The organism is Butyricicoccus sp. Marseille-Q5471 (assembly GCF_951230135.1).
Lineage (GTDB): Bacteria > Bacillota > Clostridia > Oscillospirales > Butyricicoccaceae > Agathobaculum.
The window spans coordinates 26,874-47,025 of sequence record NZ_CATNVC010000015.1 but is presented as its reverse complement, the minus strand read 5'-3'; the positions used below and the strand labels follow the sequence as shown (position 1 = coordinate 47,025).

The following is a 20,152-nucleotide window of genomic DNA, read 5'->3' as shown; positions in this document are numbered from 1 at the left end:
CCACCTCCGTTTCGGCTGGCTTCATTTTACCAACTCCTCGGAGGTTGTGCAGTCTTGGCGAAAAACTGTGCACTTTATGTGTCGAAAAACTGTGCAGTTCTATTGGCTGAAAAGTGTGTACTTTATCCCTGAAAAGGATGTGGTCATATTATCCGGTGATTGCAGTACAAAGGAAAATGTGATTAACTTGGTCCTTGAGTCTCCAGACATCGATTGGGAAAAATGGTTGTTTATTAGCAATAGCGATTATAAATATAAGATTAAGAGCAACGACTTAATGGCGCTTGGAGGGTTTTCGTGTTTTTACAGCCCTTCAGGAGTAGAAACCTGCTTGTTTATTAGCTCTATTATCATTTCAGAGGAACAATGGGACATGTTCCTTAATGAGTTGAGTAATGATACCCAATTGGCAAAGAGTGTTGCGAATCCTACAGACTGGATGGGAGGCATACATACATCCTGTTATATTACTCCCAAAGAGGTTTGTTGGTTCCCATGGAAACAGCGATATAACAGCAGATTTGTTGAAGAGTTCCCGGGGGTAAACATCCAGCCCGCTGTTGACAGGTGCTGCTATAATTACCAAGAATATGGGGACGTATATTATGATTTGCCGTCTTCCCCGATAAGAGAAATGTTGGGCATTAGCAATTCAGATGGGTATTTGTTCTATAATGACAAGAAACATATAAAAGCAGAATATTGTATTGCGGGCGAGAAGTGGAGAACATATCAAGACTATCTTCTGGTTGACAAGGAAGAACTTTTTAGCATTTTGAAAGAACGTGGAAATACGTTATTATGGGTAGTTCGCGAATATCGTAGAGAAGGTGGAAAGTCGGGAGAGAAGTTTGGCGAATTTTATGCTGAAAAAGATAATTGCCATATTGCTTTCTATCGCGATGATATGTGGGAAACTCAACCGATTTTGCTCAGTAAAGATAGTACAACTCGGTGATGCGAATTGAATGAGCTGTAGGAGAAATGTGAAAGATGTAGTTAACACATTTATTTCACATTATCCATAATACGTGAAGTTCCCATAGGTAAAGGCATGGAGCCTCATGCTGAAAACCCATGCCTTTTATGTGGTAGCATAATTTTATTATTTGTTTTTGATCTTAGGAAAGCTGTTCATTGCTCCCGTTGGGAATAGTTGCGATAATGGGCACGCTGTGATAAAATCCGAAAATAAGGTTCAAAAATGGCATTAGTGATACTCAAAGTACGTCTGAAACCGCAGTACACGAAAAGTACACGGATCCTCTGCAAATCAAAAAATCTCCGAAATTGAGTGGGAATTTTACGAATCATAGCACCAAAAAGCATTGAAAATAGCTGTGAAAACGAGGCTGGAACAGAGTGGGAATAAGCTAAGAAACTAAAAACGCCGCAAACACCGTTGTTGATACGGGTTTGCGGCGTTTTTTTGGGCTGATTGCTATTTATATTATCCTTGAAGCTGAGCGATGGCTTGATCCACTGTCATGCCGGAATGATCGAGAAAGGTAGCGAGCTTTCCCAATTCCTCCTGCTTTTGAAGATCAACGACGTGCTGCTTTCGATCGTTTAATGTGGCAATCGCATCTTCGTGTTTTTTAATTTTTGCATTGAGTTCTTCCTGTTCGTGCGTGTAATCGGCAACTCTTCTTACTCCGCGTGGCATATTAATCACTCCTTTTGTTAAGGACAGTATAGCTACAACGGAGTAAAAATAAACGCGAATCAGGTTGTGTGTACAGCAAAGAAACTGCAATGATTTCGCAGTATTTGTTTGATAGCAAAGTCGTCAATTCCTTGCCTTCTTAAACGCGGCACATTCTGTCCCGCCGCAATTATGACAGTTGATCTCGATGCTGCGTGCGGTACATCGATGGCTTTTGTTGTGAAGGCAATCACAGGCATCGCAATCGATTTCTACAGAGATGTTCGGCTCCGGAAAACTAATTGCATTTACTACAGCCTCCGATTCATACGAGTAAGAACTGCAGCAGGTATCTGTGCAGGTTTGTGCGTGGTCACCATTGACGATAATTTTGGGACGACAGCAACACCCGTCCTTGTTGGTACTGCACGAGACAACATAACAAGACAATTTGGTCATAATAAACACTCCTTACATGATTCCAAACCCATATCTGATATATAGTTTGCATCCGTTATGTCAAATCGAACATATCAAATAAGAAAAACTTGATTTTATAATTGACTGATAGGTCTGTTTGTGATACCATAAAAATTGACCGCATAGTCAATTTTGCAAGGGGTGTTTATATTATGAAGCGTGAGATAAAGGCGGAATGCAGCAGAGAGAAAATTCTCTGTGCCGCCATGGATGAATTCGGATGCAAAAGTTATGATGCAGCGTCGCTCAACATCATTTGCAGCGCAAATAATATCTCAAAGGGCCTCGTTTATCACTATTTTGGAAATAAAGATGATTTGTATTTGCTCTGCGTCAAAACATGCTTTGAGCACTTAACGGCGTTTCTGGCGGAAGAAAGCTATGATTTTACTGATTTCCAGCGTGGAATGAACCAATATCTTGCACGCCGATTTTTATTTTTCCAAACCTATCCCCGGGAGGGACATCTCTTTTTTCATACCGTATTACAACCGCCGCTACACCTTGCGGGGAAGATACAGGAGCTTCGCGCGGCGTTCGATGCACAAAGCCTTGCTTATTATAAAACAGCACTGGCGCATGTGGTATTAAGAGAAGGGATCACAGAAGAAACAGCGCTACAATATTTTGTCCTCTTTCAGGAAGTGTTTCATGGATGCTTCCGACAGCATATGGATAGCAGTGCAGCGCTGGAGAATCTGATGCAGGCACACGAGGTACAGTTGTCCAATCTACTTAATCTAATGCTCTACGGACTGGCGAAGGAAGGATAGCGATGAATATTTTGTTGATTTTGCGACTTGCAGCAGCGATTGGCATCGCCTTTCTGGTAGGCAAACTGGTTTCCAAAATCAAATTGCCGGCTATTTTGGGATGGCTGCTTGCAGGAATGCTGCTCGGACCACATGCACTGGGTTTGCTTGATAATGCTGTTTTAGAAACAGCGTGGTATCAAACGTCCGTACACGTGTTAGAGTGTGCTGTCGGCTTGATGATCGGCACGGAACTGGTTTGGAAGAAGATTAAAAGATCCGGTGCCCAGATTATAATAACGACGCTCACACAGTCGCTTGGAACGTTCCTAGTGGTCACACTCGTATTTGGCGTAGTGTTTTGGCTTTCTGACATACCGCTCTATCTTGCAGCGATTTTCGGTGGTATTGCCCTTGCCACGGCTCCGGCACCTGCATTGTCAATCGTCAATGAATTTCAAACGGATGGACCGGTTACACGTACGCTCATTCCTATGGCAGCATTGGATGATATGGTGGGAGTTGCGGTATTCTTTTCTGTTATTTCCGTCGTTTCTGCAACGGTACCAACAAAAAAACTGCCGGTCTACATGATTGCGCTTGTGATAGTGCTTCCGCTGGCTATCGGAGCTGTTGTTGGATTGCTGGCAGGCGTTCTCCTCAAGAAAAAAACATCCAAACGGGTAACGCTGCTTTGCCTGATAGGAACGCTGCTGCTTTCAGCCGGCATTGGACTCATGGTCAATGCACTGTTATTTCAAAAGTCGGTGCTGAATTTCATGCTGATTGGTATGGCTTTTTCTACTGCTTTTGCTAACATGATATCACCGGAACGGTTGGAAGAAATCATGTCATATTTTCAGCCCATTCTAGGCTTTTCAATGGTCGTGGTTATTCTGAACCTCGGCGCGCCGTTGGATTATCATTTGATTCTCGGCGCGGGTCTCTTTACTGCTGTTTATATCTTGGCGCGAGCGGCCGGCAAGTATGGCGGCGCATATTTGGGCGCACGCGTCACACATGCGCCGGATACGGTCAGAAAATATCTGGGCCTCACTTTGCTGCCGCATTCTGGCGTTTCTTTGGTTTTTACCGGGATTGCCGTATCGGTGCTGAGCGGCCCAGCGCCGGAATGTGCGCAAATCATCCAGGGAACGATTGCCGCAGCTGCTGTCATCAATGAGGTGATTGCAGTCATTCTGTCGAAGAAAGCGTTTGAATGGGCGGGTGAATTCCAAAAGAGTGAGGGAAGCAATCCTGCCGACTGTCATCTATCTTCACCTGAATAGAGATATCATCCGCAAACTAAGGAATATCGCAATATATTAAAATAGGCCGAGGATTCCTCCTCGGCCTTGTGTTACGTGATCATTATCGATGTCTGCAGCGTCTGCAGCGTCTGCAGCAATATCTTCCGTTGCATAGACAACAGCCAAATCGGCATGGATGGCAGCATAAGAAGCTGGGACAGCGAATACAGCATAACATATATATCACCTCTCTTTCTGAAAGATGATAGTATAGTATATGAAGCCGCAGCGCGTTTTGCCAGCATAATCGCGAGCGGCAAGAATATGCTACTGGTGAGAGGGGAGGAGTGGTTATGTCTTTGGATTCGACCGAGGCTGCAAACCAGGCAAATTTGCAGATGCAGCAGATTTCAGAAGCGCAGTGGCATATTCTGCTGATTGTTACCGGAGTGTTGATTTCCTATGGTGTGATAACAGAGCAGGGGCATCAAATTCAGTGCGCCGCCCAAGGCAAGTCAAGTCAAGTGCTGCATCAAATGTGTTTGCACTCAAACTGTTTGCGAGTCTGCTAATTCTAAACTCGCTGGTATATTTTTATCAGGCCACAGCAAAGGCAGCTAAGACTCCGGCAGATACTGCACAAAAATGCATGTCCAAACAGGTGAACTTGCTCGCTAGCGGAATGGTGCTGTTAGCCGGCGTTCTGCGATTATGGGATATTCTCTGCCTTCAATCACGGGAGTAACGATATTCTAAATTGGCGAGCCGCATGCGGAAACTTTGGACGGAACTGTAGCGGTTCCGTCTTTTTTTGTGGCATTTTTGTGGCATTTTAGTGGCGTTTTCTATAAAAATGAAAAAAAGTACGCCCCGAAAGGGACGTACTGATTTCGACTTTATTTATCTGCGGAAGCAATCGCTGCAGTAGATAGGACGGTCGTTGCGGGGCTGGAAGGGAACCTTGCAGGGTTTGCCGCATTCGGAACACACAGCATCAAACATCTGGCGTTCGCTGCTGCGGCCACCGCGATTGGAGTTTGCCTTGCGAGCGTCACGGCAGGGCTTGCAGCGCTGGGGCTCGTTATCGAAACCCTTCTCTGCGTAGAATTCCTGCTCTTTTGCGGTGAAAATGAACTCCTGACCGCAGTCTTTGCAGACGATTGTTTTGTCTTGGAACATGAGATACCTCTTTAAAATTAGTTCGCAACCCGTGCGATTGTTTAAAGTATATCGTTATTTTAGCCTAAAGTCAATAAGAACGTGAAAATATTATAAAGTTAAAATTTTTCTGATGTATCATTTAAAGGATTGGGCAAAATATTTCTGTGCATACAATCTTATCTAACAGCGAAGCACCATATAAATGCTAACGGTTGTATGTACGCGCCTTTGGTAGTATGATGATTACATTACAGATTAGAACAGAAAGGGAAAACAGATGCAACAAAATCATACCATTCGGGCTCGCAGCGAAGTGGATTCGCAGGATAAGTGGGCGATTAATGATATTTTTGCAACGGATGATGCGTGGCGCGCGGAGCTCGCTCGTGCAAAATCCTATACGCAGCAGGCAGCTTGCTACCGTGGACGGCTGTCAGAGAGCGGAAAAACCTTGCTTGAATTTTTGGAGCTGGATGATGAAATCAGCTTGGCGGTGGATGCACTGGCAAACTATGCGCAACGACGCAGTGATGAGGATACCCGCGTGGCAGCCTATCAGGAGATGACGGCGCAGGTAACACGTTTTGTCGTTGAATTGCAAAGCGCAACCGCGTTTGAAACACCGGAGCTGATGGCAATCGATGAGGGTGTTTTAGAACAATTCTATCAGGAAGTGCCGGAGTTGGAGCGATACCGGCTGAGCTTAAACCGTATCCGCCGCCGTCGGGCGCATGTTCTGTCGGACAAAGAGGAGGCACTGCTCGCGGCAGCAGGCGAGATGGCACAATCTCCTGATGAGATATTCTCTATGCTCAATGATGCGGATATGCGGTTTGACGACGCGACAGATGCAGAGGGAAAGCAGCATCCGGTCACACATGGCACGTATATTCCGCTGATGCAATCGGCAGACCGCGTGCTGCGAAAGGCGGCTTTCGAGTCGCTCTATCGGGAGTATGAGCAGTTTCGCAATACTTCGGCTGCGGTGCTCGCATCGCAAATGAAGCAGCTGTTGTTTTTTGCGCAGACTAGGCACTATGCAACAACACTCGATGCAGCACTTGACGGAACGGAAGTGCCTGTTGAAATTTATCATAATTTAATTGAGACAGTGCATCAAAACATGGCGCCTATGCATCGATATGTTGGTCTGCGTCGCCGCTTGTTGGGGCTGGATGGACTGCACATGTATGATTTATTTGTCCCTGTCGTCAAAGATGTAGAGATGACCTTTACTTTCGAGCAGGCAAAGGAACTGGCGCTCAAAGCGTTGGCACCGCTCGGCAAGGAATATGGCGCGATTCTGCGTGAAGGCTTTAACAAGGGCTGGATTGATGTGTACGAAAACCAAGGGAAGCGTTCGGGCGCTTATTCGTCCGGCGCACGGGTGCATCCCTTTGTCCTGCTGAACTTTAACGGTACGCTGGATGATGTTTTCACGCTGGTGCATGAGATGGGACATGCAATCCATTCTTATCTGTCGAACAAAACACAGCCGACCGTTTATTCGGACTATGTGATTTTTGTAGCGGAGGTAGCCTCTACCTGCAATGAAGCGTTGCTGATGCAGCACCTGCTTTCTGTGACAAAGGATCAGCGGACGCGCGCCTACCTTATCAATCATTTTTTGGAGCAATTCCGCGGAACGCTGTATCGTCAGACCATGTTTGCGGAATTTGAGCTTGCCGTTAATGAAATGGCGCAGCGCGGAGAGGGCATAACCGCAGATGCGCTGTGTGCGCTTTACCGAAAATTAAATGTACAGTATTACGGTCCGGACATGATCGTGGATGAGCAGATTGCGGTGGAGTGGGCCAGAATCCCGCATTTCTACTACAATTATTATGTCTACCAATATGCAACGGGCTATGCGGCGGCGATAGCGCTATCGACACGCATTTTACAGGAGGACGAAAGCGGCGTTAAGGATTATCTGCACTTCCTATCCGGTGGCTGTTCGACTGACCCGATTACCCTGCTGCGCGGGGCGGGGGTCGATATGTCAACCCCTACACCGATTTCCGATGCCATTATGCTGTTTAATCAGTTGCTTGATGAGATGGAGTCGCTGCTTGCTTAATCGACCGCCTTTACAAAAATATTACAAAGTGTTCGCTTGACTGGGCACAAAAAACATGATTAGATAAGATTACTAATTTGTAAAGAGGCTACGACGTTGAACTTTAATAAAGAAAACATCAAACAAATTATGCTGCTGATTGCATTTACTGTCTTATTCTATGTGTGTTTGCAAAATATCAGCATGGTATTAGCGGTACTGCGGTATTTCCTGCGCCTGTTGGCACCCTTCCTAATTGGTGCTTGTCTGGCATTTATTTTAAATGTGCCGATGCGCTTTTTTGAAAAGAAGCTGTTTTCGGGACAAAAGATCAGCCGGAAACTACGCAAAATGAAGCGTGTTTTGAGCTTGATTCTTACGCTGACTGTTGTTTTTGGCGTGATCGTTGTGGTTCTGTTTATGGTCGTGCCTGAACTGTATAATTCCATTTCGGCAATCGGCTCAGAGTTGGCGGTTGCTCGCGTTCGTGTGCCGGAGTGGCTGGATCAAATCGGTGAGTCGCTTCCGATGTTTGCAAATGAGGTAGCTTCTCTGAAAGAAAGCTGGCTCAATATCAACTGGCGTGACATTGGAGAGGGCATCGTAAATTTCCTGCAGAACACGAATTTCCTGAGCAACACATTTAACTTCGCAAGTAGTGCAATCAGCGGCGTCGCCAATGCATTTATTGGACTGATTTTCGCAATTTATATCCTGACTCAGAAGGATACGCTAAGCCGGCAGTTCCGTAGGTTGTGCTATTCCTTTTTTCCCGAAAAGCCTGTCGACTGGATGCTTGAGGTCTGCCGCCTTACTTCGTCCTCGTTTAATAGTTTCCTGTCCGGCCAGTGTCTCGAGGCGTTTATTCTTGGCATGATGTTTTTCATCAGCATGTCGATTTTGAACATGCCGTACGCGCTGATGGTGGCGGTACTCATTGCGGTTACCGCGTTGATTCCTATATTCGGTGCGTTTATCGGCTGCATTGTAGGTGCGCTGCTGATTTTTATCATCAATCCTATGCAGGCACTTTGGTTTCTTGTGCTCTTTTTGGTGCTGCAGCAGATTGAGGGCAACTTCATTTACCCGCGCGTGGTAGGTGGCTCCGTCGGCCTGCCGTCGATTTGGGTGCTTGCCGCTGTAACGTTGGGCGCGAGCATGGCCGGTATTGTAGGCATGATTTTTGCCATTCCTATTTTTTCGGTCGTCTACACACTGATGCGTGAAGCGGTACGCAAGCGCATCGAGCAGCGCCGCGTTGACGAAGATAAAATTAAGTAACCGAATTGGGTATCGAAACGACCGCCCCTCTGCAAGCGAGGGGCGGTCGTTTCTTGCGTAGAATTTGAACAAAAGGTGAATTTTGCGTTCCGGTCTTGATTTTTCAGCAATTTCGGATTATCATATCAATATTGGCACTCGATGAGATGGAGTGCTAATCTAAAATAACATAGAGGTGTAAAAGCGATGGCAAAGAAGCAGTTTAAGGCGGAATCCAAGCGCCTGCTGGATTTGATGATTAATTCGATTTATACGCATAAGGAAATTTTTCTGCGTGAACTGATTTCCAATGCGTCAGACGCTACCGACAAGCTTTACTATAACGCAATGCAAGAGGGAAAAACCGGCATCACACGCGACAGCCTGCCGATTGAGCTGACGCTGGACAAAGAGAATCGTAAGTTTGTTATTGAGGATCACGGTTGTGGCATGACGGCAGACGAAATGGAAAGCAATCTGGGTACCATTGCACGCTCTGGGTCGCTGGCATTTAAGCAGGAGAACGGAAAGCAGGACGATATTGATATTATCGGTCAGTTTGGTGTTGGATTTTACGCAGCGTTTATGGTCGCCAGCCATGTTGAGGTGGTGTCCCGCGCAATCGGAAGTGAAGAAGCCAACCGTTGGGAGTCGGACGGTGCGGCGGGATATGTCATTACCCCCTGCGAAAAATCTGACAATGGCACGCGTATTACGCTGACTATCAAGGAAAATACAGAAAATGAGAACTATGATGAGTTTCTGGAGTCGTATCACATCCAGTCTCTGGTCAAGAAGTACTCGGATTACATTCGCTATCCAATCAAAATGGATATGATCAAAAGCCGCATGAAGGATAAACCGGCTGATGCTGGCGAGGACTATCAGCCTGAGTGGGAGGAGTATACCGAGAACTCCACACTCAATTCCATGGTTCCGATTTGGAAGAAGTCTAAAAGCGAGCTTTCGGATGAGGATTACAATGCGTTTTACCGCACTAAGTTCTATGATTATCAGGCGCCGCTGCGGCACATTCATACAAGCACTGAGGGCGCGGTAACTTATACGGCAATGCTGTTTATCCCGTCGCACGCTTCGATGGATTACTACACAAAGGACTATGAGAAGGGCTTGCAGCTCTATTCAAACGGTGTGTTGATTATGGATAAGTGTGCTGATTTGCTGCCGGATCATTTCAGCTTTGTCCGTGGTATGGTGGACACGGCGGATCTGTCGCTGAATATTTCGCGCGAGATGCTGCAGCACGATCGTCACCTGAAAGCGATTGCGCAGAGCATTGAAAAGAAAATCAAGTCTGAACTGCTCAAAATGCAGAAGGACGAGCGAGACAATTACGAACAGTTCTGGAGGGCATTTGGCCGTCAACTCAAGTATGGTGCTTACGCGGAGTACGGCGCGCATAAGGAATTGCTGCAGGATTTGCTGATGTACCATTCGACGAGTGAAGATAAACTCGTCACCCTGTCGGAATATGTTTCCCGCATGAAGGAAGAACAGAAGTATATCTATTACGCCTGCGGCGAGACAGTTGAGAAAATCAAGCTGCTTCCGGCGATGGAAACACTTTGTGATAAGGGTTACGAAGTGCTCTGCTTGGACGATAATATTGATGAATTCTGCGTCAAGATGCTGGCGAAGTACAATGAAAAAGAATTCAAGTCCATTACCGATGCCGATCTCGGCCTGGAAAGCGAAGATGAAAAGGAAGAAATCAAGAAGCTTTCCGAAGAAAATGCAGGTCTGCTTGGCAAGCTCGGCGAAGCACTTACCGGTAAGGTAAGCAAAGTAGAGCTGACCGGGCGGCTCAAGAGCCATCCGTGCTGCCTGCGAGCCGAGGGCCCTGTCACGTTGGAGATGGAAAAGGTCCTCAATCAGCAGGCAATGGACGAGAGCCAGCGTGTGCGCGCGGAACGCGTACTCGAGCTGAATGCCGAGCATCCGGTTTTCCGCAAGCTGTGCGCGCTGCAGGCCGAAAACTCGGATCAGGTGGCAACCTATGCAGATATTCTGTACACGCAGGCAATGCTGATTGAAGGCATGCCGATTGATGATCCGGTTGCATATGCCAACGCAGTCTGCGAACTGATTTCTTAAACAGGCGACAGAAAGGAAGTGCGCCGATGCCAAAGCTGCTCTGGATCGTCAATCCTCATGCCGGTCGGGGAGAGATTGCCTCTAAAGCGATTGAGTGTATTGAGATTTTTCAAAACGCAGGCTATGACGTAACAGTATATATTACACAGGGCGCACAGGATGCGACGCGCATTGCATGCGAACGAGCAGGGGAGTTTGACCGGATTGTCTGCGCAGGCGGAGACGGTACGCTCAATGAAACAGTGACAGGTCTGATGCAAAATGAGATTCGCCCCATTCTTGGTTATGTACCCGCGGGGACGACAAACGACTTCGCGGCCAGTCTGTCCATTCCCAGAACGCCTGTCGACGCTGCGCTGATCGCCGCGGGAGATCATTTGCAGGCGCTCGATGTGGGACGATTTAACGATCGCTTTTTTAGCTATATTGCGGCTTTCGGCATATTTACCGAGGCATCTTACGCAACGCCTCAAGTAACAAAAAATATTTTTGGACGCGCTGCATATATTATGGAAGGCGTAAAATCGCTTACGAATATCAAAACGCATCATATTGAAATTACAAGTGATGGGGAAGTTCTGGAAGATGATTTTATTTACGGCATGGTCTCCAATTCCGTTTCCGTTGGAGGCTTTAAAGCGCTGACCCCGGATAATGTTGCGTTGGACGATGGGCTGTATGAGGTGCTGCTGGTCTATCCCTTTGAATCTCCGATGGAACTGCAGTGGCTAGTCAATGACTTGCTGACGCATAATGTGGATTCAACAAGATTCACTTATTTTCGCACTTCACACATTGAGTTTTTATCTGAAAACGAAGTGCCTTGGACACTGGATGGGGAATTTGGCGGCGCAACGACCTGTGCCAAAATCGAAAACAATAGCCGTGCCATCACTTTTGCCACAGGTGAGCCGGTATGATATGAAAAAGGCTGCTGTTTGATAACAGCAGCCTTTTTCATTAGCACTTCTTCTGGAAAGACATACAGTCGGTGCACTGGTCAACGGTCGGATTGGCCTCGTGCGTACCCACGGTGATGCAATCAAGAGCGCAATAGTCGGCGCAGTCACAGTGGTTTGTGCATTGCTGAACAGTGCAGCGAATGGCCTTGTTAGAATGAGAACGATCCATGAGAAAGACCTCCTTTATTTGATTTCGTAACTATTGTTTCACGATTGAGCTCGCTTTATACGTTGACAATTTTGTTAAAGAACGGTATACTTCTTTCGATAGATATTCTTTCCTGAAAGTATAACTGACAGGTGAGCGTCAAATCATATTGATTACTGCTATCAAAGACAGGATCTGCGATAAAAGAGGCGAAAACCTGAATCAGCCGCGTCCTGTATCGTTTTTTCGATGCGGGACGTTTTTTATGAAAGAAAAATAGTAAGGAGAAAACGAAAAATGAAACGTATTTTATCCGTATTCACTGCTGCGATGCTGTCCATCAGCCTGCTGGCTGGCTGCGGCACTACGTCAGGACAACAGCAAAATGCCGGGGTATCGGAAAAGAATCTGACAGAGCAAGTGCAAACGACCGGATATGAGGACGGCGTTGCCGTTCGAATTGCCTCGTTGAGCGGGCCGACCACCATGGGACTTGCTCAGCTGATGAAAGGTAACGAAGCAGCGGCGGAGCATTATGTATTTAATGAACCCTATACCTCGGCGGATGAAATCGTACCCCTTATCGTAAAGGGCGAGGTCGATGTGGCTCTGGTTCCGGCAAACCTTGCCTCTACGCTGTACCAAAAGACCGACGGCGGTGTACAGGCGGCTTATATCAATACGCTCGGGGTGCTCGATGTGGTCGCGTCCAAAGAAGAGACATTGACCTCCTATGCAGATTTAGTAGGCAAGACCGTATTCCTGCCCGGATCGGGTAAGGGTGCCACGCCGGAAGCTGCAGCGCGCTTCTTAGCCGAAAAGAGCGGGATCGGTGCAGATGGTTTGACGTTGGACTTCAGCAACCCGGAGGCAACCGGTGTCGTTGCGGCGCTGTCGGCCAATTCGACAGCGATTGCGATTCTCCCTCAGCCCTTTGCTACTGTTGCTGTGACGCAGAACGACAAATTGGAAATTAAATTTAGCTTGACGGATGCATGGAATCAGTTTGCAGAGGATGACAGCCAGCTGCTTACCGGCGTTACACTGGTGCGCAAGGAATTTGCCGAGCAGCATCCGGCAGCGGTGCGGCAGTTTTTGCTTGACGCGGCTGACTCGGTGGATTATGTAAACAATCACGCAGAAGAATCGTCTGCTTGGATTGAGCAGCTGGGGATTGTAAAAGCACCGATTGCACAGAAGGCCATTCCGCGCTGTAATTTGGTTTGCATCACCGGCAACGAGATGAAGGCAACTCTGTCTGCGTATTTACAGACACTATCCGAATTCGATGCCAAGCTTGTAGGAGGCACTTTGCCCGATGAGGCGTTCTATTTTATCCCGTAAAGCGGTTTCTGCGCTGTTAGTCGCCGGTTTCTGGCTAGTAGCATGGCAAATCGCGTCCCTGTTTTTTCCAAAAGTATTATTTGCAGGCCCTGCACCAACGGTGCAGAGCCTGCTTTCTATACTGCAAACCTCCGCGGCATGGCTTGCAATCGGCCACACGCTGCTTAAAATCACTGTTGGATTTCTCGCAGCATTTGTGCTCGGCTGCGCACTGGCGGCGCTGTGTCATCGATTCTCCTTTGTACGTATGCTGTTAGAGCCTGTGGTTCAGGTCATGAAAAGCGTTCCGGTTGCATGTTTTGTCGTAGTGGCGCTGATTTGGCTGCGTTCAGCACATATTTCTGTCTTAACCGCATTTTTTGTGGTATTTCCTGTTACGTACATCAATGTTTTGCAGGGTCTGTCCCAAACGGATGAAAAGCTATTGGAAATGGCGGCGGTCTTTCAATTCTCGGCGCGAAAACGCCTGCGGGCAATCTACCTTCCGGCCCTTGCGCCTTATGTCATCTCCTGCTGTAAAGTGACGGTAGGGATGGCGCTTAAAGGCGGCATTGCAGGAGAGATTATCGGCCTGCCAACAAGCTCCATTGGCGAGCAGCTTTATTTATCCAAGCTGTACTTAGAGGTGGGCGATTTGTTCGCATGGTCGATTATTATCATTGGTATCAGTATTCTGCTCGAAAAGCTGTTGGTGCGAATGCTCAATGCGCTACAAACCGGCATGGAGGTGTCATGTGATTGAATTTCAACAGGTCAGCAAGGCGTTCGGCGGCAAACAAATTCTAACGGAGCTAAATTGGCGCATAGAAGCAGGGGAGTGTTGGCACGTGACCGGCGCATCCGGCATCGGCAAAACGACACTGCTGCGTCTGCTGATGGGACTGGAAAAACCGGATTGCGGGCGTATTATCGGCATTGCCGCAGTGCGGTTCGCACCCGTTTTTCAAGAGGATCGGTTGATTGAGACAATGAATGCCGGTGAAAATGCTGCGCTGGTCTGTGACGACCGAAAGGAAATCCACACCTTACTTTGCCGACTGCTTCCGGAAACGGCGCTGGAACAGCCGGTGCGTACATTATCGGGTGGGATGCGACGCCGGGTGGCGTTGGTTCGTGCACTTTTGGCGCCGTCGGACGTTCTTGTGCTCGACGAACCCTTTACAGGACTGGATATTGAGAACATCAAGAATACCGTAAAGGCTATTTACGATTACCGCCAAGAACGGACAGTTGTTTTGGTTTCGCACGGCACAGAAACCCTGCTTCATGATTGGAAGAACTTGCGCCTTGATGCGTGACACGGTATAACGGTTCAAAAGCGTTTATTAGACCGGTATTTTAAAATGTAATACCATCAGCGGTGTTTGGCGCATGATTCGTACTTAAAAATTTTCGGCCGTTGTGGTATAATACGCATAGTGATGATAAAGGTTGTGATTTTATGCAAAAAGGCGATCTCGCCAAGCTACAGCTGCTGCTCGTTGGTATTTCTGCGCGGCTGACAAAAAACCGTGATTATTTTGTGGGAGCAGATTTCGTTTTCCACTCCGGCAGCAAGCAGTTTACGGGCAAGCTGACACGTGCGGAGGATGGATACACGCTGACATTTCAAGGCATCTCCAAAGTGTTGAATGCAAACGAGGTTTGCGCGTTTTTTACCGAGCAGGCCGAACGATATGAGCAGTCAACAATGGTGTATACGGAACGGGGCACAGAGGTAACGCTGAGCGTGACTCCCCGCGGTGTGCAGATGAAGCAGGCAGAGCGACAAGGAAGTGCGGAGGAACAGTCTGCGGCGGCCAATCCCTTGCTTGACAGCGGCAGACAATATCTGATTCGCGTCGATCAGGCAGCGCCGCTTTTACGGGAAATCGGTATTTTAACCGCAGAAGGCAAGCTGCGCAACGACATGATTCGCAAATACAATCAAATCGATCATTATGTAGAGCTGGTTGCGCCCATGTTCGAACAGGATGACAGCGAGGAGATCCTGCTGCTCGACTGTGCCTGCGGAAAGTCGTATCTGAGCTTTGTCATGAATTACTATCTGCGCGATGTGCTGCATCGTCGCTGCCGTATCATCGGAGTTGATATTAATGAACACGTCATCGAAGAGAGCAGGGCGATGGCGTCACGTTTGGGATATCATAATATGAAATTTCAACAGGCAGATCTGCGGGAATATGAGCCGCCCAAGGGAGTGACGGCAGTTATTTCGCTGCACGCCTGTGATATTGCAACCGATTTGGCCTTGGGTACGGCGATTAAGGCACGAGCGAAGTATGTTGCCTGTGTGCCTTGCTGCCACAAGGAACTGCTCAATCAGTACACGATACCGGGCTTGGAGCCGCTGCTCAAATATGGCGTATTCAAGGCGAGGTTCAACGACGTCTTGACCGACAGTATGCGCGCGCTGCGTCTGGAGGCCGAGGGATATAAAGTGTCGGTCATAGAGTATATTTCGCCGCTGGATACCCCGAAGAATCTTTTAATCCGCGCAGTGCGTACGGAAAAGGGCGGTCGGCGTGCCCGCGCCGAATATGACGCGGTGCGAAAAACCTTAGGGACAACATCCGAGCTGGATCGCCGATGTGCGGCGATTGAAAATAACTTTTTTATAACGGATGAGGACTTGATCGAGTAACGCATTTTTACCTCCGGCATAGCTTGATATTGAAGAGTGTCTTCAATACTATATGGAGGTAAGTACACATGGCTGAAAAGCTTTGCCCCGGCCCTGTTTGTGGAAGTAATCAATCCGCAGGCGGCTACCGAGAGGCTGTTTGCGTTCACACAAATAAGGTTTACGATTCTTGCAAGAGCAAGGAGTGCCTGCGCGACCTGCGCGTTTATTTGTGCCGCGAAGGCCAGGAACTGCTGAACAGTGGCAGCGTTGTCGCTGTTAAGCCTCGTTCCGCCGAGTTGCTTTGCGTCAAGATTGACGTTGAGCGCGTACAATTTAACAGAGGGTTCTACACTGTTGACATCCGTTTCTTCTACAAGGTGGAAATCGAGATCAGCTGCCCGGTAGGTCGTCCGCGCATCATTGACGGTCTGGCTGTGTTTGACAAGCGTGTAATCCTGTTTGGCAGCGATGGCGGTGCACGCATCTTCTCGTCCCGCTTCGTTGACGATGGCATGGATATCCAGATGTGCCAGCGCAGCAACATGCCTATCGCTGTTGTCGAAGTTGTTGACCCGATTTTGCTCGATGCTCGCATCGTGCCGCCTGAAACCAACTGTAACTGCTGCTGCTGCTGCCTGCGTGAAGTTCCGACTGCACTGGGCCGCTGCTTCGGCGATGACGATCTGGTGCTGGATGACGACAACTACAAGCTGTTCGTTACCCTGGGTCAGTTCTCGATCATCCGCCTGGAGCGCGACATCCAGTTGCTGATGCCGGCGTTCGACATCTGCATGCCGCGTCGCGACTGCTCGAACAGTGGCACTGGCGAGTCTCAGGATCCCTGCGAAGTGTTCTCGCACTTTGAGTTCCCGGTTGACGAGTTCTTCCCGCCTCAAGCGGTAAAGGGTGAGAATTGTGGTTGCCCGCCGACTCTGCCCGGCAATTCGGGTGGTTGCGGCTGCTGCAAATAATTGATCCCAGAAAAGAGCGCTGCACTGCGGCGCTCCTTTTTTGTCATAAAATTTTTTTGCCAAGCATACCCTTGACTGAAAAGGGGTACTGCTGTGCGAATTCGAAAAAAGACAATTTTATATGCAGCCAGCGTGTTGGCTGCAGGCAATCTGGCACTGCAGGCACTTGGTTTTGTGTATCGCATTCTGCTCAGTCATTTTGCGGGAGCGGAGGGTCTGGGGGTTTACCGTCTGGTAAATTCCGCATATCTGGTGCTCAATGCGGGGTGTCTGTCGGGTGTTACCATGGCGTGTTCTCGCTTGAGCGCGGCTTATGAAGCACGTGGGCGGAAGGATCAGCTCCCCGTCATTCTGCGCCTTGCGTTTACGGTTTTTTTCAGCTTGTGCGTAGGCTGCACTGCTATTGTACTGCTGTCCCGCGAGTATATTGCCACAGAACTGTTAGGCGATTCACGCTGCGCAAAGGCCTTTCCGTTTGTTTTGCTTTGCCTTGCACTGACAGGCATCGAAAACGTCTTCAAATCGCTGTTTATCGGGTTGGAACGAATGCAATTCACCGCATACTCCGAGGTCGGCGAACAGCTGATTCGCATCATTGCGGTTTTTTGTCTGCTGTATTGGTATAACGGGGATGATTATGGCATCATAGCCATGCTGATTTTTGCCGGCATGGTATTCAGCGAGATTTTCAGTTCACTGTTTCTGACAAGAATGTTCCGTAAATACATCCATTTTCCAAAATCACGCATGCAAATTGATCGTGTTTTACTGCGCCAGTTCTTTTTTATCGCACTTCCGCTTTCCGGTTCTGCACTTGCCGGAAATCTCATCAGCTCGGCTGGGGCCGTTTTGCTGCCGCAGCGCCTGATGGACGCCGGACTGACGTATGAGCAGGCACTTTCCGCACTGGGCGTAATCTCGGGCATGGCGATGCCGCTGATTCTGCTGCCTATTGCACTGGTCAGTTCGGTGTGCACCGCGCTGCTCCCTGCCATCACAGCCGCGCAGGCAGTTGGTAACGATGCCCGCGTGCAGGCTCTGGTGGGACGTTCTATTTCGACAGTTGGCCTGATTGCATTACCTGCAACCGCTGTTCTTGTGCCGCTGTCCCCGCAGCTTTCTGCGTTTTTCTTTCATCAGCCGCTTTCCATGAAATATGTCATCGCGCTGGGTGCGGTCGCGGTTGTAACGTATTATCAGATGTCTACGGGCAGCCTGCTCAATGCGCTCGGTCTGCAGCACATCAATGTCATAACCGCGGTGGGCAGCGAACTGCTGCAGCTTGTGCTCATGTATCACTGGGCGGCACGCCCGACACTCGGTATCTATGGGTATCTGTATGCGATGCTGCTGTCCGCCTTATTAGCATTTGCGGTAAATCTGCATTTTCTGCATTACAAAACGGGATTTGCATTGCGACCGGTGCGACGGTTTGGTGTGCCGGCTTTTTGCGGCGTAACGCTGTTTGCATGGACACGAGTATTTTATACCGTTTTTCAATCTGTCTGTGCGACCGATTGGGCGGCCCTGCTGCTGACGGTGTCCGGTGCAATCGTGCTTTACGTGTTTGTGCTTCGGCTGCTTGGTGTGCGGCTGATTGCATATTTACAGAAGCGAGTCGAAAAAGGTGCGCTTCCTACGGTGTGTATGTGGTGATCGCTTGACAAAACTGCGAAAAGCGGGTATGCTAATAATAATTGATACGGCTCTTGTCCGCGGGCGCGGCAAGAGCCTTTTTTCTTGGAAATGAGGGCGATTATGGAATTAACAATGTGCTGTCCGACGTTATTCGGATTAGAGGGAATCGTAGCGGATGAGCTGCGTTTTGGCGGTAAACTGACTGACGTGCGTGCGGAAAATGGCAGGGTACTGTTTACGGGAGACGCCGACACACTGGCTTGGGCTAATTTGCACCTGCGTTGTGCAGAGCGCGTGCTGATTCGGTTGGGTGCGTTTCCAGCGAAAACCTTCGATCAGCTGTTTGAAGGCGTTCGCGCACTGCCGTGGGAGCAGTTTGTCCCGCGAGACGGTGCTTTTCCGGTCAAGGGGTATTCACTGGGTTCGGCGCTTCATTCGGTTCCGGATTGTCAGCGTATCATCAAAAAAGCGGCGGTGTCCCGTCTGAGTGACGCTTACGGCGTTTCGTGGTTTGAAGAAACCGGTGCGAAATATCAAATTCAGTTTTCTCTGATGAACGACGTTGCCGAACTTTTTCTGGACAGTTCAGGCTCAGGGCTGCACAAGCGCGGATATCGTGCAAATGCCAATGCCGCACCGCTGCGTGAAACGCTTGCCGCGGCGATGGTAAAACTGGCCCGCTGGCGCGGCAGGGAGCCGCTGCTCGATCCGTTTTGCGGCTCGGGTACGATTACAATCGAAGCCGCGATGATCGCACAGCGGCGTGCGCCCGGTCTGATGCGTTCGTTTGACGCAGAGAAATGGTCCTGCATCGATGGTGGTGTTTGGCGTCAAGCGCGGGAGGCTGCCTTGGATCTGGTGGATCGTAACGCTAAGTTTGACATTACGGGCAGCGATGTTGATCGCTCCTGCGTAGAGCTTTCGATTGAGAACGCACGCAAAGCAGGCGTTGCAGGCACAGTGTTCTTTTCGCAGGCGGATGCTGCAAAGCTGGATTACAATCGTCAGGGCGTTTTGTTTGCAAACCCGCCGTATGGCGAGCGTTTGCTGGATATCCAAAGTGCGCAGGCGCTGTACACGAACTGGGGGCGTGCCATCGGAAAGTCGCCGATGAAGCAATATGTTCTGAGCTCCGACGCTGAATTCGAACGCTGCTATGGACGCAAGGCGGACAAGCGTCGAAAACTGTACAATGGTATGATCAAATGTGACCTGTATATGTATTTCAAGCACTCTGCTCCTTCGATTGCTAAGAAGCCATGAGCACCAGAGCAGGCCTTAACAGAAAATTCATAAATTATTTGGGAGAATTTCTGAAAAACCTCTTGCGCATTCAGGACAAGTGATGTAATATAATACTCATGTTAGCACTCTTGCTAAATGAGTGCTAACGAATGAATATCGTCTATATTTATTCATCATAGGAGGAATCGCATTATGAAACTCAAGCCTTTGTCTGATCGTGTTGTCGTCAAAATGTGCGAAGCCGAGGAAACCACGGCGAGCGGCATCATTCTGACCGCTGCGGCGCAGGAAAAGCCGCAGGTAGCTGAGATTATTGAAGTTGGCCCCGGCGGTATGGTAGACGGCAAGGAAGTCGTTATGCAGGTGGAAAAAGGCCAGAAGGTCATCACCAGCAAGTACTCGGGCACTGAAATCAAACTGGACGGCGTAGAATACATCATCGTTCGTCAGAGCGATATTCTCGCGGTTGTTGAGTAATTTTAGGAGGTAATGTATC

General features: G+C 48.7%; 20 protein-coding genes. 16 read left to right on the top strand and 4 right to left on the bottom strand.

The features are described 5' to 3' along the window. A partial coding sequence (locus QOX26_RS12560) for a hypothetical protein (protein WP_283675324.1) occupies positions 1-958 on the top strand: 958 nt, incomplete at its 5' end. Between the two features lie 492 nt (positions 959-1,450). Here QOX26_RS12560 and QOX26_RS12555 read toward each other — a convergent pair. Continuing rightward, complete coding sequence (locus tag QOX26_RS12555) at positions 1,451-1,666, bottom strand: hypothetical protein (RefSeq protein WP_283675323.1); 216 nt, start codon at positions 1,664-1,666, stop codon at positions 1,451-1,453. 123 nt (positions 1,667-1,789) lie between these two features. Beyond that, positions 1,790-2,104, bottom strand: coding sequence for a DUF1540 domain-containing protein (locus QOX26_RS14405; protein WP_442870234.1), 315 nt, complete (start codon positions 2,102-2,104; stop codon positions 1,790-1,792). Between the two features lie 173 nt (positions 2,105-2,277). Here QOX26_RS14405 and QOX26_RS12550 point away from each other — a divergent pair, with 173 nt between their 5' ends. The 3 genes from QOX26_RS12550 to QOX26_RS12540 all read left to right on the top strand — a co-directional run bounded on the left by QOX26_RS12550 (position 2,278) and on the right by QOX26_RS12540 (position 4,699). Beyond that, positions 2,278-2,898: a TetR/AcrR family transcriptional regulator gene (locus tag QOX26_RS12550; RefSeq protein WP_283675322.1), complete on the top strand. Its 621-nt coding sequence runs from the start codon at positions 2,278-2,280 to the stop codon at positions 2,896-2,898. A 2-nt stretch (positions 2,899-2,900) separates the two neighbouring features. Next, the gene (locus tag QOX26_RS12545) at positions 2,901-4,166 is read left to right on the top strand and encodes a cation:proton antiporter (protein ID WP_283675321.1); all 1,266 of its coding nucleotides are present in this window, start codon (positions 2,901-2,903) and stop codon (positions 4,164-4,166) included. A gap of 314 nt (positions 4,167-4,480) precedes the next feature. Then, positions 4,481-4,699: a hypothetical protein gene (locus QOX26_RS12540; protein ID WP_283675320.1), complete on the top strand. Its 219-nt coding sequence runs from the start codon at positions 4,481-4,483 to the stop codon at positions 4,697-4,699. Positions 4,700-5,027: 328 nt separating this feature from the next. On the opposite strand, the gene QOX26_RS12535 is transcribed toward QOX26_RS12540, so the two are convergent. Further along, complete coding sequence (locus tag QOX26_RS12535) at positions 5,028-5,306, bottom strand: zinc-ribbon domain containing protein (RefSeq protein ID WP_283675319.1); 279 nt, start codon at positions 5,304-5,306, stop codon at positions 5,028-5,030. A 259-nt stretch (positions 5,307-5,565) separates the two neighbouring features. Here QOX26_RS12535 and pepF point away from each other — a divergent pair, with 259 nt between their 5' ends. From pepF to QOX26_RS12515, 4 genes are all read left to right on the top strand, one after another. Next, positions 5,566-7,368, top strand: coding sequence for an oligoendopeptidase F (gene pepF / locus QOX26_RS12530; RefSeq protein ID WP_283675318.1), 1,803 nt, complete (start codon positions 5,566-5,568; stop codon positions 7,366-7,368). A gap of 96 nt (positions 7,369-7,464) precedes the next feature. Further along, entirely contained in the window at positions 7,465-8,628 is a 1,164-nt protein-coding gene (locus tag QOX26_RS12525) for an AI-2E family transporter (RefSeq protein WP_283675317.1), read from the top strand. 186 nt (positions 8,629-8,814) lie between these two features. Then, entirely contained in the window at positions 8,815-10,722 is a 1,908-nt protein-coding gene (htpG, locus tag QOX26_RS12520; protein ID WP_283675316.1) for a molecular chaperone HtpG, read from the top strand. Between the two features lie 26 nt (positions 10,723-10,748). Continuing rightward, positions 10,749-11,642: a diacylglycerol/lipid kinase family protein gene (locus tag QOX26_RS12515; protein WP_283675315.1), complete on the top strand. Its 894-nt coding sequence runs from the start codon at positions 10,749-10,751 to the stop codon at positions 11,640-11,642. 40 nt (positions 11,643-11,682) lie between these two features. On the opposite strand, the gene QOX26_RS12510 is transcribed toward QOX26_RS12515, so the two are convergent. Next, entirely contained in the window at positions 11,683-11,853 is a 171-nt protein-coding gene (locus QOX26_RS12510; RefSeq protein ID WP_283675314.1) for a DUF1540 domain-containing protein, read from the bottom strand. 276 nt (positions 11,854-12,129) lie between these two features. Here QOX26_RS12510 and QOX26_RS12505 point away from each other — a divergent pair, with 276 nt between their 5' ends. From QOX26_RS12505 to QOX26_RS12470, 8 genes are all read left to right on the top strand, one after another. Continuing rightward, positions 12,130-13,176, top strand: coding sequence for an ABC transporter substrate-binding protein (locus tag QOX26_RS12505; RefSeq protein WP_283675313.1), 1,047 nt, complete (start codon positions 12,130-12,132; stop codon positions 13,174-13,176). Further along, positions 13,151-13,918 (top strand): ABC transporter permease, encoded by a 768-nt coding sequence (locus QOX26_RS12500; RefSeq protein ID WP_283675312.1) that lies wholly within the window; start codon positions 13,151-13,153, stop codon positions 13,916-13,918. Before QOX26_RS12505 ends, QOX26_RS12500 begins: the two co-directional genes overlap by 26 nt. Next, complete coding sequence (locus QOX26_RS12495) at positions 13,911-14,474, top strand: ABC transporter ATP-binding protein (protein ID WP_283675311.1); 564 nt, start codon at positions 13,911-13,913, stop codon at positions 14,472-14,474. The genes QOX26_RS12500 and QOX26_RS12495 overlap by 8 nt, the downstream gene beginning before the upstream one ends. Positions 14,475-14,617: 143 nt before the next feature. Then, entirely contained in the window at positions 14,618-15,820 is a 1,203-nt protein-coding gene (locus QOX26_RS12490; protein ID WP_283675310.1) for a class I SAM-dependent methyltransferase, read from the top strand. A gap of 68 nt (positions 15,821-15,888) precedes the next feature. Then, positions 15,889-16,773 (top strand): hypothetical protein, encoded by an 885-nt coding sequence (locus QOX26_RS12485; RefSeq protein WP_283675309.1) that lies wholly within the window; start codon positions 15,889-15,891, stop codon positions 16,771-16,773. A gap of 93 nt (positions 16,774-16,866) precedes the next feature. Next, on the top strand, positions 16,867-18,429 hold the full coding sequence (locus QOX26_RS12480; RefSeq protein ID WP_283675308.1) for an oligosaccharide flippase family protein: 1,563 nt from the start codon (positions 16,867-16,869) through the stop codon (positions 18,427-18,429). 102 nt (positions 18,430-18,531) lie between these two features. Next, positions 18,532-19,674, top strand: a complete 1,143-nt coding sequence (locus QOX26_RS12475) for a THUMP domain-containing class I SAM-dependent RNA methyltransferase (RefSeq protein WP_283675307.1) — start codon at positions 18,532-18,534, stop codon at positions 19,672-19,674. A gap of 174 nt (positions 19,675-19,848) precedes the next feature. After that, positions 19,849-20,133, top strand: a complete 285-nt coding sequence (locus QOX26_RS12470; protein WP_283675306.1) for a co-chaperone GroES — start codon at positions 19,849-19,851, stop codon at positions 20,131-20,133. Positions 20,134-20,152 lie beyond the last annotated feature (19 nt).